Source organism: Bacillus sp. SRB_331 (assembly GCF_003264175.1).
GTDB lineage: Bacteria > Bacillota > Bacilli > Bacillales > Bacillaceae_G > Bacillus_A > Bacillus_A mycoides.
Genome location: NZ_NADV01000075.1, coordinates 1 through 14173 on the forward strand (window position 1 = coordinate 1; position 14173 = coordinate 14173).

At 36.0% G+C, this 14173-nt stretch carries 14 protein-coding genes, 2 riboswitches and 1 other annotated feature; of the genes, 2 read left to right on the top strand and 12 right to left on the bottom strand.

Features of this window, described 5'->3' with window-relative positions:
* Positions 1–117: 117 nt before the first annotated feature.
* From B5P42_RS30195 to B5P42_RS30250, 12 genes are all read right to left on the bottom strand, one after another.
* On the bottom strand, positions 118–1473 hold the full coding sequence (locus B5P42_RS30195; RefSeq protein ID WP_002140989.1) for a sodium-dependent transporter: 1356 nt from the start codon (positions 1471–1473) through the stop codon (positions 118–120).
* Between the two features lie 111 nt (positions 1474–1584).
* Positions 1585–1831, bottom strand: a binding site (T-box leader).
* A gap of 61 nt (positions 1832–1892) precedes the next feature.
* The gene (locus B5P42_RS30200; protein WP_002166092.1) at positions 1893–2510 is read right to left on the bottom strand and encodes an NAD(P)-binding protein; all 618 of its coding nucleotides are present in this window, start codon (positions 2508–2510) and stop codon (positions 1893–1895) included.
* A complete protein-coding gene (locus B5P42_RS30205) occupies positions 2485–3237 on the bottom strand; it encodes a sirohydrochlorin chelatase (RefSeq protein ID WP_113735962.1) in 753 nt (250 codons plus the stop codon). Before B5P42_RS30205 ends, B5P42_RS30200 begins: the two co-directional genes overlap by 26 nt.
* A 1-nt stretch (position 3238) precedes the next feature.
* Positions 3239–4015, bottom strand: a complete 777-nt coding sequence (gene cobA, locus B5P42_RS30210) for a uroporphyrinogen-III C-methyltransferase (protein ID WP_113735963.1) — start codon at positions 4013–4015, stop codon at positions 3239–3241.
* 73 nt (positions 4016–4088) lie between these two features.
* On the bottom strand, positions 4089–4289 hold the full coding sequence (locus B5P42_RS30215) for a DUF3906 family protein (protein WP_044437964.1): 201 nt from the start codon (positions 4287–4289) through the stop codon (positions 4089–4091).
* A 10-nt stretch (positions 4290–4299) separates the two neighbouring features.
* The gene (locus B5P42_RS30220; RefSeq protein WP_113735964.1) at positions 4300–5922 is read right to left on the bottom strand and encodes a nitrite/sulfite reductase; all 1623 of its coding nucleotides are present in this window, start codon (positions 5920–5922) and stop codon (positions 4300–4302) included.
* A gap of 11 nt (positions 5923–5933) precedes the next feature.
* A complete protein-coding gene (gene cysC / locus B5P42_RS30225; RefSeq protein WP_002030679.1) occupies positions 5934–6527 on the bottom strand; it encodes an adenylyl-sulfate kinase in 594 nt (197 codons plus the stop codon).
* Between the two features lie 12 nt (positions 6528–6539).
* A complete protein-coding gene (sat, locus tag B5P42_RS30230; RefSeq protein WP_044437961.1) occupies positions 6540–7676 on the bottom strand; it encodes a sulfate adenylyltransferase in 1137 nt (378 codons plus the stop codon).
* 39 nt (positions 7677–7715) lie between these two features.
* Positions 7716–8420 (bottom strand): phosphoadenylyl-sulfate reductase, encoded by a 705-nt coding sequence (locus B5P42_RS30235; RefSeq protein ID WP_002011694.1) that lies wholly within the window; start codon positions 8418–8420, stop codon positions 7716–7718.
* Between the two features lie 87 nt (positions 8421–8507).
* On the bottom strand, positions 8508–8651 hold the full coding sequence (locus tag B5P42_RS30240) for a YezD family protein (RefSeq protein ID WP_000116159.1): 144 nt from the start codon (positions 8649–8651) through the stop codon (positions 8508–8510).
* A 72-nt stretch (positions 8652–8723) separates the two neighbouring features.
* Positions 8724–8832: riboswitch (SAM riboswitch) on the bottom strand.
* A 117-nt stretch (positions 8833–8949) separates the two neighbouring features.
* Positions 8950–10266, bottom strand: coding sequence for a diaminopimelate decarboxylase (gene lysA / locus B5P42_RS30245; RefSeq protein ID WP_002126306.1), 1317 nt, complete (start codon positions 10264–10266; stop codon positions 8950–8952).
* A 180-nt stretch (positions 10267–10446) separates the two neighbouring features.
* A riboswitch (Lysine riboswitch) is annotated at positions 10447–10628 on the bottom strand.
* An 89-nt stretch (positions 10629–10717) separates the two neighbouring features.
* Entirely contained in the window at positions 10718–11113 is a 396-nt protein-coding gene (locus B5P42_RS30250; protein ID WP_176280957.1) for a DUF3888 domain-containing protein, read from the bottom strand.
* 253 nt (positions 11114–11366) lie between these two features.
* Here B5P42_RS30250 and B5P42_RS30255 point away from each other — a divergent pair, with 253 nt between their 5' ends.
* Positions 11367–13253: an LTA synthase family protein gene (locus B5P42_RS30255; protein WP_002086724.1), complete on the top strand. Its 1887-nt coding sequence runs from the start codon at positions 11367–11369 to the stop codon at positions 13251–13253.
* A gap of 182 nt (positions 13254–13435) precedes the next feature.
* Complete coding sequence (gene pssA / locus B5P42_RS30260) at positions 13436–14137, top strand: CDP-diacylglycerol--serine O-phosphatidyltransferase (RefSeq protein ID WP_002011698.1); 702 nt, start codon at positions 13436–13438, stop codon at positions 14135–14137.
* The last annotated feature ends 36 nt before the right edge of the window (positions 14138–14173 follow it).

Consider the following 14173-nt stretch of genomic DNA (forward strand, 5'->3'; position numbering starts at 1 on the left):
AATGGAATTTAAAAAAGATGACTCCTGTTGGATACAGAAATCATCTCCTTGATGTTGCCTAACTTTTTTCAAAATGTCCTTTACAAAGGGTACAGATTACACATCTCCGTCTTTTTATTATGCAAACATTTTAAATACACCTATCGCATTTAAAAATACGATAATTACAGTTACCGGAATAACATAACGAAGCAAGAAGAACCAAATATTAAACAATGTTTTCCCTTTCGTTTCCGTAACTTCTAATTCTTTCATTAATAGCTCTTTACTCATTTTATTTGGTACAAATAACGAAATGGCTAGTACTCCGAGCGGCAGTAATACATTACTTACCGAAAAATCGACGAAATCAAAGAATGTCTTACCAAATATTTTCACATCACTCATAATTCCAAACGATAACGCTGATGGGATTCCAACTGCAAAAATAAGAATACCAATTAATAACGAAGCTGACGGACGCTTCTTCTCATTATCTTTCGCAACAGATGCTACTACAATTTCAAGCATTGAAATCGCAGATGTTAAAGTCGCAAAGAAGAATAAAACTAAAAACATAATGAAGAAAAATTGTCCAAATGGAATTTTTGCAAAGACAGCAGGAAGAACGATAAACAGTAGTCCTGGTCCTTCTGTCGGTTTAACTCCTAATGCGAAAATCGCTGGAAAAATCGCTAATCCTGCAAGTACTGTAATAAATACAGTTAAACTTACAATAGATGTTGCTGATTTAGCTAAATGCTCTTCTTTCTTTAAATACGAACTATACGTTACCATTACCGAGGCACCTACCGTTAGTGAGAAGAAAGATTGTCCCATCGCATATAAAATCGTGTCTGCTGTAAGCTTTGAAAAATCTGGTTTTAAGAAGAACTCTACCCCAGCCATAGCACCATCAAGTGTTAACGCACGAATAATGATAGCAATAAATAAAATGAATAATAACGGCATCATGTACTTACTTGCTTTTTCTATGCCTTTTTCCACACCTTTACTAACAACAAAAATGGTACAAAGCATAAAGATGAATTGCGCCCCAATCGCACTTACTGGATTTGAAATTGTTTCAGCAAACAATTGTCCATAATCGACTACTCCGTTCCAGAAACTACCTGTGACACTATAGTATAAATAAAGTAAAATCCATCCACCTACAACACTATAAAAAGATAGTACGCTAAAACAAGTAACAACCCCCATACGACCAATCCAAGGATATAACTTGCTATTCGGTACTAATACTTTATAAGCTGTAACGGCCTCTTTTTGAGTACTACGGCCAATAACAAATTCAGCTAAAAGAAGAGGCATACCAATAAATAAAGTTAATAGTAAGAATACAAGGAAGAATGCGCCTCCTCCACCATTACCTGCAACATATGGAAACTTCCATATTGCACCAAGACCTACTGCGGCTCCGGCTGCTGCGAGTACAAAGCCAATTTTCGACGTCCATTGCTGTGTTTCTTTCATCATAAATTCTCCTTTTCTGAATATTATAACTTTTATCAATTATACACTTTCATTTCATACTCGCACACCTCCTTTAGAAAATAAAAAAGTCCCCTACACGCAAATATGCATGTAGAGGACGATATATGTAATAGAATACCGTGGTACCACCTCAATTGGATCAATAAATCCCACTTGTTCAGGTACAGGAAAATTCCGATACCCTATCCTTTTAACGGCGGAACCCGGGTTGCCTACTGCAATGTTCAGCATACCTCTCGCAAGCCCATTCTGTATATTTTATCGTACCGGGCTCACACCTTACCCCAGCTCTCTGAACGCATCAAATATACGTACTCTTCTTGCTCATCGATTTCATCTTTTGAAGTTACTTGTGATTATAAATTATATTTTTATATTTGTAAAGCACAATTCACTCACTATCCTATATAAATTCCCCTCTCTAATTCTTGTAAAAAAAGCTCTCTTTTTTGTTCACTTTGAACATATATCGACTTTAATACTTCTTGTAACAATATATTTTTTTGCCTTTTCTCTACTTGTAATTCTTTCACTTTTAGTCTAACTTCATATAAAAAATCAAGATACGATTCATACTTCTCATCATATTTATTTGCGATATCATCACGAATTTTTTTTGCAAGTTTCGGACTTGCCCCTCCAGTAGAAACAGCTACATTAAGTAATCCACGATGAATTGCCGCCGGAAAATGAACATTTCCACTTTCCGGATTCGTAATAACATTTACCAATTGATTCACTGCGGCATCTTCAGCAATTTGTTCATTTAGTACCGAATCACTAGTCGCTGCAACTACTAAAAAAGCATCTTTAATATCACTTTTCTCATACTCTCTTTGATACCAACGAATTTGCTTTTCTTCTACAAGTTTCACTAAATTTGCATCTAATTCTGTACTTACTACAACAATATCCGCACCTTGTTTTAGTAAAGGAATAATTTTAAACCCCGCTACTTTCCCTCCACCAATGACAACAACACGTTTCTTATCAACTCGCACTGTAAGTGGATACATATTGATCTCCCTTCAATATTTCCTCTGTTTTCTGAATTAACATCTCTCGAAACGCTACATTCTTTCCTAAATAGGGACTTATTTTTATCTCTTCCGACTCATATTGACGCACTTCTTCCTCAACATGTTTCATGAGTAAGCCTGTAAATAATAAGTAAGGTAACACAACAATGTTCCGTTCTTTTTGTTCTACAATTTCTTTCAACCTCTCATCAAACTTCGGCTCCGCGGCTGCTAAATAACAAACTTCCACCTCTTTAATGTTCTCTTCTTTTTGAAATAAAGAAGAAATCCACTTTATATCTTGTAAAGTTTCCAGATCACTACTCCCTCTTGCAACGAGCAAAAGTGTTACTTCTTCTTTATAGTCTTTAATACCACTTCCGTTATATACCGCTTTTACAAGCACTTCTGATACACCAAATGGATTACCATACACTATTTTGATATCCGGATATTCCTCGTTTAACTTTCGTAATTCAAACGGAATATCTTTCTTTACATGTCCTGCCGCTAATAAAAAAACAGGAATAGCGACAATCTCTGTAGCACCACGCTTCACACATGTACGAAATCCTTCTTCAATAGAAGGATTCGCTAGCTCTAAAAAACAAATTTCTTGAATATTTACCTCTACACGGTTCATACATGACGTAATAAATGCAACCGCTTCTTCTTTTGCTGCTTTCAAACGGCTTCCATGACATATATATATAACAGCCTTCATTTTACAATACTCCGCTTACTTGATATGCATTTTCCGTTTGTTTCTCAAACCAATGTATCTTTTCTCTAAAACGGACAACTTCTCCAATAACAATCATACTTGGATTTTGAATTCGTTCTTTTTTGGCAACATCTACAATTGTTCCTAACGTCGCTGTAACAGTACGCTGCATAGATGTCGTTCCCCACTCAATGATAACGGCAGGTGTACTTTGATCTTTTCCATGTTTTATTAGTTGTTCACATATGTAAGGTAAATTACTAACCCCCATATAGACCGCTAATGTATCTACACCTTTCGCTAAACTTTCCCACTTCACTTCCTCTTCAGCCCCTTCTTTCCGGTGCCCTGTCACAACAGCAAAACTTGCACTTGCATCGCGATGCGTTACTGGAATTCCAGCATAAGCAGGAGCAGCTATACCAGCTGAAATACCAGGAATAATTTCAAATGGGATACTTTGCTTCGCTAACGCTTCAGCTTCTTCTCCACCTCTTCCAAATACAAATGGATCTCCGCCCTTAAGTCTCGTTACAACTTTTCCTTTTTTCGCATATTTAATAAGAAATGTGTTAATTGTCTCTTGCTTCATCGTGTGATAATTTGGGAGTTTCCCGCAATAAATTAAATCCGCTTCAGGCTTTGCATGAGAAAGCAATTCTTTATTTACGAGACGGTCGTACAATATAACATCAGCCTTCTCGATGCATCTCAACCCTTTAACAGTAATTAAATCCGGATCACCAGGACCCGCCCCGACGATATAAACCTTCCCCATAATCTCTCCTCATTTCTAAACTTCCACTCTTAATCACGAATGGAAGTTACTATTATTTCGTATTACATGTTCTCTACTCATGAATAACAAATGCCGCCCCTTTTCGAATCTTCTTTTTTTCAAACAAAGAAATCTCTTTCACTTCTGGTAACGGTAAAAAATGTTTTTCAAGCTCAATTTCCGCAAGCTTAAATGCCTGTTCTTCACTCTGAGCAACGACAACAATTGGAACAACACTATTCACTAATACAGCTTCAAATCGATATAAATCCATATTGTCCCTCCTAAGACGCTATTACTTCTTCTACTACTTGGTTTAGTATAATTTGTAATTCTTCCACTCCAATACGTCCGACGAAATCATAAAACGTTTCGGCTAGTAATTTATTCTTTTGGAAATAACTTAAAAAGGAAACGAGAACATCCGGCAAATCTTCTCCATCTATTTTCCCTTTTAATTTTTCGTTATATGCTCCTCCGTCTAATAGTGTTCCGCCCACATATATTTCAAACGCCTCAACGATTCCCTTTTCCTTCGTTTTCAGTTTCACTCCTTGCAAACCAATATCAGCAATTTGACGTTGACCACAGGAATTCGGGCATCCTACCATATGAATTCGAACTGGTACATCAAGTGCAATTTGTGTATCTAAGTACTCTGCTATTTTGCGTAATCTTTCTTTCGTTTCTACTAACGCAAGATTACAATACTCAATACCAGTACATGAAACCGCATGACCGATAAATGATTTCGGATTTGCAGAAATTGCTTCAAACAACGGTTCACTTAATAGCCCTTCAGTATTTTCTGGCGGAACATTCGGAATAATGAAGTTTTGAGAGTTACAAGTTCGAATTTGCCCGTTTCCATATTTCTTTGCAATTCTTGCAATCTCAAACATTTCCTCTGCGTTTAAACGCCCTACTGGTACATTAAAGCCGACATACTTTAATCCTGCTTGTTTTTGATCTTGAACGCCATAAAAGTATCCTGCATTCCAGCCTTTGAGAGCACTTTCCCCTTTACTTTGCAATAGGCCTGTGTATTCTACTAGTTTCTCTTTAAATTTCTCAGCGCCCCAGTCAGCGACAAGAAATTTCAAACGTGCTAAGTGGCGTTTTTCACGATATCCAAAATCACGGAATATAGTAGCAATTGCAATCGACACTGCCTTCACTTCTTCTGGTAAAACGAATACATCTAATTCTTCCGCTAAGTACGGACGAGCTGATAAGCCTCCGCCTACTTTTATATGAAAACCAACTTTTTTCTCACCATCTATTTCTTTCGTAGCAGGTGTAAATGCCACACAGTTAATCTCTGCATTTGCTGAATTATAAATGTTAGAACTAATAGACATTTTGAATTTACGTGGTAGATTAGAAAACTCTTCATTATGTTGGAAGTAATCGTATATTTCTTTAACAATCGATGTTGTATCAAATAGTTCATTCGCATCAATTCCAGCAAGTGGATTTCCTGTGATATTACGCGTAATATCACCGCATGCCCCCGCTGAAGATAAACCAACTCTAGCTAACCTCTTAAAAATATCCGGAATTTGCCCAATTTCTAACCAATGAAACTGAATCGCCTGTCTTGTCGTAATATCTAACACATCACGCCCATAATCTTCAGCAATGGAAGCCAGCACCTCTGCCTGCGCATTTGTAATAATTCCAGAAGGAATGTTGACACGCATCATAAAATAGCCCGCTTCTTTTGGCCTTTGCAAATACAATCCTGCCCATTTAAAAGCGTCCCACTCTTCTTTCGGAATAGATTTAAATCCATTCTCCGCATAGTAAGGAATATCATTAAAGATTTCTAATCCATCTTTTTCTAATTTCTTTTTCTCGGACGGATTCAATTTTTCATTATTTGCCCATACTTTTTCATAAGTCATTTTTAATCCCCCTATATAAAACTACGCTCTTGTAAGTATTTCACGATTTGTTCTGCACATTCTTCAATAGAATACTTGTGCGTTTCTACAATTAATTCTGCTTGTTTTGGTTCCTCATACGGTGAATCAACACCAGTAAACTCTTTAATATCACCTTGTCTCGCTTTTTTGTATAACCCTTTTGGATCACGTTTTTCACACTCTTCAATTGGACATTTTACAAACACTTCTATAAACTCATCTGCCGCTAATAAATCCCTAACTTGTTTTCGATCTACTTGAAATGGTGAAATGAACGCTGTAAGGACAACAGTACCTTGATCTACAAATAGCTTCGCCACTTCGCCAATACGTCTTATATTTTCCATACGATCACTTTCAGAAAAACCTAAGTCTTTATTTAAACCGTGCCGAATGTTATCCCCATCTAGCACATAATTTCCTATATTCTTTTCAAATAGTTTACGAGCAACCGCATTCGCTACTGTAGATTTACCCGAAGCTGATAAACCAGTAAACCAAACTACAAAACTGTGATGCCCATTCTTCACTCTTCTCTCATCTTTTGAAACAGAAGCTGTATGCCAAGTAATATTCGTATCCATCTCATTCTCTCCCTATTCTGTTACTACTTCTTTTTTCAAACCTTTAATTAGCACTTCCACTACTTCTTTACGACTAAATGTACTTGGCGGAATCTCACCATTCCTTAACATTTCTCGTACTTTCGTACCCGATAAAATGACACGGTCTTCTTTTCCATGCGGACATGTTTTCGTTGAAGCCATTGCTTCACATTTCGTGCAGTAAAAACTATGTTCAAAAAATAACGGCGTAATCCCTAACTCTTCTACTGTAAAATTCGTAAAGATTTCCTGCGCTTCATATGTTCCGTAATAGTCCCCTACCCCAGCATGATCACGCCCTACAATAAAGTGGGTACAACCAAAGTTCTTTCTTACTAGTGCATGAAATATCGCTTCCCTTGGTCCTGCGTAACGCATTGCTGCAGGAAATACACCTAAAAAGACACGATCTTTCGGATAATAGTTTTGAAGTAATACTTCATAGCTTTCCATCCTTACATCAGCAGGAATATCATCTGACTTCGTTTCCCCAACGAGCGGATTTAAAAAGAGACCATCTACAATTTCAAGGGCAGATTTTTGAATATGCTCATGGGCACGATGTACTGGGTTTCTCGTTTGAAATCCAACTACTGTTTTCCAACCGCGTTTTTTAAATTCTTCTCTCGTTTCAATTGGATCTAAATGATAAGAAGGAAACGGATTATTTCCAAAGCGTTTTGTAAGAATAATAGCTCCTCCAACGTAAACGTTTGGTCGTTCATATAATTTTTTCACCCCTGGATGTGCTTCATCCGTCGTTTTATATACAAGTAACGCTTCTTTTTCTTTATCTGGTACAAAAATATCTTCTATTTGAATAACACCATATACATTTCCGGCGTTGACAAGTTTTACTTCCTCTCCAGCCTGCAGTTTCTCGGCTACTTCTTCTGTTACCGGTAGTGTAATCGGTATACTCCATACGCTACCATTTGCTAAACGAAGCGTTTCTACTACTGAATCATAATCTCTCTTCCCTAAAAATCCTGTAAGAGGGCTATATCCTCCTGTCGCCAAAAGTTCTAAATCACTAAGTGCAATTTTGTCTATCTCGATTTCCTTTACAATGTTCGATATTTCATATGTTTCATCAATGCGGTTTACTAATTCATTTGTTGTACTCATCTTCTTATATCCCTTCTTAGCTTTATTTCAAAATCTATCTCATTGAAAGTGAAGGCCACATTCCGTCTTCATTTTCCCAGCCCATCTTCCATCTCTTGAGTTGCCACCATCACCTACAGGTAATGTACATTTCTCACACCCAATACTCGGATAGCCAACATCATGCAATGGGTTATACGGCAAACTATGTTTATATACATATCGCCAAACTTCTTTCCAAGTCCAATGAATGAGCGGACAAACTTTAATAGATTGAAAACGACGATCTTGATTTATAAACTGTGTATGCTTACGCGTTTCTGATTGTTCCCTTCTTAAGCCTGATATCCACGCTTTTTCCGCTGCTAATGATTTTTCTAACGGTAAAATTTTTCTAATACTACAGCAAAGATTCGGATTACTTTCCCATAACTTCTCTCCATGAAGCTTCGCTTGTTCATCGAGTGTAAGTTCTGGCTGTTTTTCTATAATATTTAATGAAGGAAATCTCTCGCGTACCTTCTTAATTAATTCGTACGTTTCTTGAAAATGAACATTTGTATCCAAAAATACAACTTTAGCAGATGGATTTACTTGGTTTATAAGATGCAATAAAACCATTCCCTCCACCCCAAAGCTACATGCATATACAATTTCATCTTTATATTCGTTATAAGCCCAACTTAATACTGATAGCGCGCCTTTCGTTTCATCTTCTTCAGAAAATGAAACACTATTTTCTTTCCACGTTTCGTACGTCAACATGTTTTTTCCCCCTGTAAAAGCAAAAAGACGGCTTTAACCTATTAAAAATAGATTAAAACCGCCTCTAGTTTTTCTAGTCAGCGCTTTTTACTTTAAACGAACCTTTTCACTTTTTTCTAATTGAATCACTTTTCCATCTTGCACAACAATTGTAATGGAACCATATTTCATATCAGCAAGCATCGCTTGAATTTTCTCAGATACTTCATCAAAATGCTCCCGTACGCTCACGCAAACAGCCCCCCTTTTTATTCATAAAAAAAATCTTTCCCATTTCGAAAAGACTGTTCGGTAATATATTTTACCTTATCTTTCAAAATGGATTCCATTTTGCTGGATTTAGCACCTTGCTTTCTATAAGCAGGTTGCCGAGCTTCGTAGGGCCAGTTCCCTCAGCTTCTCTTGATAAGCTTTGTATTTGTATTTTATCACAATTCTGATTTTTTTCAATCCTAGTTTTCCGATATATTTAATTATTTTTATTTTTTTAAAAGGAGCTGCCTTTACTAGACAACTCCTTCTTTCTCATTCATACCAGCTCTTTAATACGTATGCGATCGTTCCCAATGATATTTTCATATGTTTCACGTTCTACGACAATTTGTGACGTCCCGCCTTTTGCAAAGACGACAGCTGGTCTACGAATACGATTATAATTATTCGCCATCGAGTACCCATATGCCCCCGTGCAAGAAATTGCTAGTAAATCAGAAGAAGCAACTTGCGGTAAGTTAATATCCCAAATCAGCATATCTCCACTTTCACAGCATTTCCCAGCAATCGAAACGAGTTCCTCATTCTCATCATTCCCTCGATTCGCCAACATCGCCTCATAACGGGCTCCGTATAGCGCTGGTCTTAAATTATCTGTCATTCCACCATCGACTGAAACATATTTCCGAATGCCAGGAATCTCTTTCACCGCTCCGACTGTATAAAGTGTTGTTCCAGCATCACCTACAATACTACGACCTGGTTCAATCCATATTTCTGGAAGCGGATATTCACATAATGTAAATTGTTCTCTTATCGTACTTGTTACAGCGTGCACATACGTTTCAAGTGTTAACGGTGTATCTGAATCCGTATAACGTATACCGAAACCTCCGCCCACATTTAATACTTTCATCACATAATGTGTTCGCTCTCTCACTTCTTCTAAAAATTGGCGGAGTACTTCAATTGCTCGAACAAATCCAGCCGTTTCAAATATTTGTGATCCGATGTGCGAGTGAATTCCTAGCACATTATAATTTGATTTTTGCAAGGCAAGCTCAATTGCTTGCATCGCTTGACCATTTGAAACACCAAATCCAAATTTTGAATCCTCTTGACCTGTTGTTATATATTCGTGTGTATGTGCCTCTACTCCAGGCGTTACACGGATTAATATGTTCACAAATTTCCCATGTTGCATTGCTAAATCATGTAAGATTTCTAATTCTAAGAAATTATCTACTACAAAACAACCGATATTCGCCTGAAGAGCCATAATCATTTCTTCTTCTGTTTTATTATTTCCGTGAAAATGAATACGCGATGCCGGAAAACCAGCTTGGAGCGCAGTATATAATTCTCCTCCTGAAACAACATCTAAAGACATATTCTCTTCACGAGCTACTCGGCACATCTCCATGCACAAGAACGCCTTGCTTGCATATGCTACTTGATAAGAGAAACCACTTTCTTTAAAAGCACGATGAAACGCGCGGCACTTTCCTCGAATAGACTCTTCATCGTATACATAAAGTGGTGTTCCGTATTGTTTTGCTAGCTGCGTCGTATCGCACCCACCAATTTCTAAGTGTCCTTGCCCATTGATTCGGCTTGTGCCGTGTAAATACATTTGAATTCCTCCCTTATTTCCTCTAAAACTCATAACCCCAATCTTCTATTCATTGCAGCACGCTTTTAGATAGACAAAAAACGCGCGGAACAATGTTCACACGCGTTTCTTATTAGGAAAAATATATATTGAAAAAATAAACGAGTTGTTATCTCCTCAAAATAAGAAACCGCATCAACATCTCCAAATAGCTCTTCATAAAATAAATTTTATGACAGTACTACATTTATTCAATGCAGTCCCAATATATGAATAAGATGGTTATTCTTATATTTCGGCAATAGTCCCTTTCAACCTATGATCACAGATTCCATTAAATCTCCCATAGCTTACTCTTTCCTATCGCGGCCTCTACCTTTGAGAGTAGATGAGGTAAGTCTATTTAATTTTCAAACATCTAATTGTTGCTATTAACAATACCAAAGGACCATTTTATTTGTCAAACAATTTTTTATATTGTTTTTTTACAGTTTAATTTTGTATCATTTGGTAAGCGCTTTACTGAAACCTTTGTCACTTCCCATTCGCCCTCTTCGTTATTAAATGTAACCGTTACCTTCTCAAATGGTGGAACAATTTTCCCACCAACCTGTTCATACTTCGTTACTTCAATACTCGCTTGAAATAAATATGTACCACTATACACTTTTTTTAAACTAATAATTTTAGGACATTGATAAGGCTTCAAGCTCCCATATTGTTTTTCAATTGCCTTATTTATTTTTGGAAATAAAACAGAATAAAGGGCATCTTCCATAAGGGGTGCATCATATTGTGCTACCGACACACTCGGTGAAGCAAAAAGTATAACACTACTGCATACTATAAAATATAATAATTTTCGCATTATAACCTCCGTTTTATTACTCGATTCTTTTTGCGCACGATAATTATCATACATAGAAACTCCGTTTTATTGTCTCCCACTGCCCTTTTTCTACTCAATTATTATAAAAAAGCCCACAACTCTCTTTTATTTTCGTATAATGATACTCATAGTATAATAAACATAATAACAAAGGACTGTTCGTATATATAAAATGAGGCGCTAATCAAACCGGCTCACAAGAACCGTCATGCTTTTAGGAGAGGAGTATATTATGCTACAAAATCTGTTTCCAAAACTGCGATTTGCACTAGTTGCAGTCGTTTTATTATGGATAAAAACATATATTGTGTACAAGCTAGCATTTGATATTAGAATTGATAACTTCTTTGAAGAGTTTATGCTTTTTATTAACCCACTAGCTTCGTTACTTTTATTTTTTGGTTTCGCTTTACTTGCATCTAAGTACCGAAACCGAATTATTATTGTAATTAGTTTTATACTGTCATTTATTTTATTTGGAAATGCAATGTTTTACGGGTTCTATAACGATTTTGTTACTTTCCCTGTTTTATTCCAAACAAATAATATGGCTGACTTAGGGACGAGTATAAAAGAACTCTTTACGTATAAAACATTACTTTTATTTGCAGACGCAATTATTTTAATGTTTATTTCGCGTAAATTCCCATCATTTGGTGATAAAACACCCCTTTCTCGCTCTGAGAAGCGAACTTTCTTTAGCGGCGTAACAGTATTATTAGCACTACAAATTGTTGTTTCAGTTATATATAAACCACAAATGTTCTCACGCTCGTTTGATCGTCAAACTGTCGTGAAAAATTTAGGGTTATACACATATCATCTATTTGATATTACACTTCAATCTAAGTCTTCAGCTGAGCGTGTATTTGCAAGTGGAGACGGGTTCTCTGAAATTAAAAACTATACAGACTCAAAAGATAAACAAGTTGATAAAAACTTATTTGGAGCTGCAAAGGGTAAAAATGTAATTTTAATTTCAATGGAATCTACACAAAGTTTTGTTATTAATAAAAAAATAAATGGAAAAGAGATTACTCCATTTTTAAATGAGTTTATTAAAGATAGTTTTTATTTCGATAACTTCTATCATCAAACGGGACAAGGTAAAACTTCTGATGCTGAATTTATCGTTGAAAATTCCCTTTATCCGTTAGACCGTGGTTCTGTATTCTTTACTCATGCAACAAATGAATACACTGCCACACCAGAACAATTAAAGAAATACGGATATTCTTCTGCTGTCTTCCATTCAAACGATAAAACGTTTTGGAATCGTGACGTAATGTATCCTGCGCTTGGATATGATCGTTACTTTAATTTAAATGATTACGTAGGAACGGAACAAATGTCTGTCGGTTGGGGATTAAAAGATAAAGAGTTCTTTGAGCAATCTATTCCAAAGTTAAAATCTTTACCACAACCGTTCTATACAAAATTTATTACGTTAACAAACCATTTTCCATTTCTTCTAAATCCAGAAGATCAATATGTTGATGAATTTAATTCCGAAAGTGGTGTTTTAAATCGCTACTTCCCAACCGTTCGTTACACGGATGAAGCTCTTAAATTATTTATTAAACAATTGAAAGACGAAGGACTATATGATAATTCCGTTATTGTCATTTATGGTGATCATTACGGCATTTCTGAAAACCATAATGCAGCTATGGCTCAGTTCCTTGGGAAAGACGCTATTACACCGTTTGATTCTATGCAATTACAACGCGTCCCTCTCATTATTCATGTGCCTGGCCAAGAAGGAAAAGTCATCTCTAAAGTATCTGGTCAAATTGATATTAAACCAACGTTACTTCATTTACTTGGTATTAAAACAAATCAATCCGTAGAATTTGGAACAGACTTATTTACGAAAGAAAAAGACCCTCTTATGGTAATGCGGGACGGCAGTTTTGTTTCGGAAGATTATGTTTATACAAAAAATATGTGCTATAAAAGAAGCACAGGTGAAGAAGCTGATTTAACACTATGTCAGCCTTATATTGAAAAAGCAAAAACAGAATTAAAATTATCCGACAAACTCATTTATGGAGATTTATTACGCTTTGATCCTAACAATCGATATAAAACCGGAACGATGACAACGAAATTTGAATAGTGTAGGAAGCAACTTTACAAAAGTCGCTTCCTTTTTTTACTTATTTTTCAAATTTCTCTTCTATACAATCTTTCACAAATTGGGAATTTTTTTCGTCTGAGAAAGAAATTTATGGTATGATAAAATAAGTAAACTTTCATACACTAATTAAGAATTTATAACAGAAAGCAAGGGATCAGATTTTGTATAGAGCAGCTATTCCAAACTTATTTACGCTCGGGAATTTATATAGCGGATTTTTGTCAATCGGCTATGCATCTTTAGGATATTATAAATCAGCTGCTATTTTAGTACTGATCGGGATGATGTTAGATAGTCTTGATGGTCGTGTCGCTCGTTTATTACGCGTTGATTCACAAATGGGAAAAGAGCTTGATTCACTCGCGGATGTTGTAACATTTGGCGCAGCACCTGCTGTTTTAATGTATTACACATCTTTTTCCAACTACGGAATCATTGGACTATACATAGCGGGATTATTCCCTCTGTTCGGAGCATATCGCTTAGCACGATTTAATGTAACACCATCTTCTACTTCTATGAAATATTTCACTGGAGTTCCGATTACTGCAGCAGGAGGGCTTGTTGCTTTCTTAACATTATTTTCACATACCATTCCAAAAATCGTTCTCATTACCGTATTTGTAACGTTCGCATTTTTAATGGTGAGCCGTGTTCGTATCCCAAGTTTAAAAGATGTACCAATTCCACGATATAGCATAATTATTACACTATTTTTAGTTGGAATTATTATCACAATGTACCAAACAAGTTTTGGCAACATTTCTGTTTTCTTATTCATTGCCATTCCACTATACATTTTGTATATGTTATCTCAATTTATTAGACAAAGACCTTCTAAAAAAGCGAATAAAGAAAAATAAAAAAACCTTCCGTATTTTGAACTGTACCCTATAAAA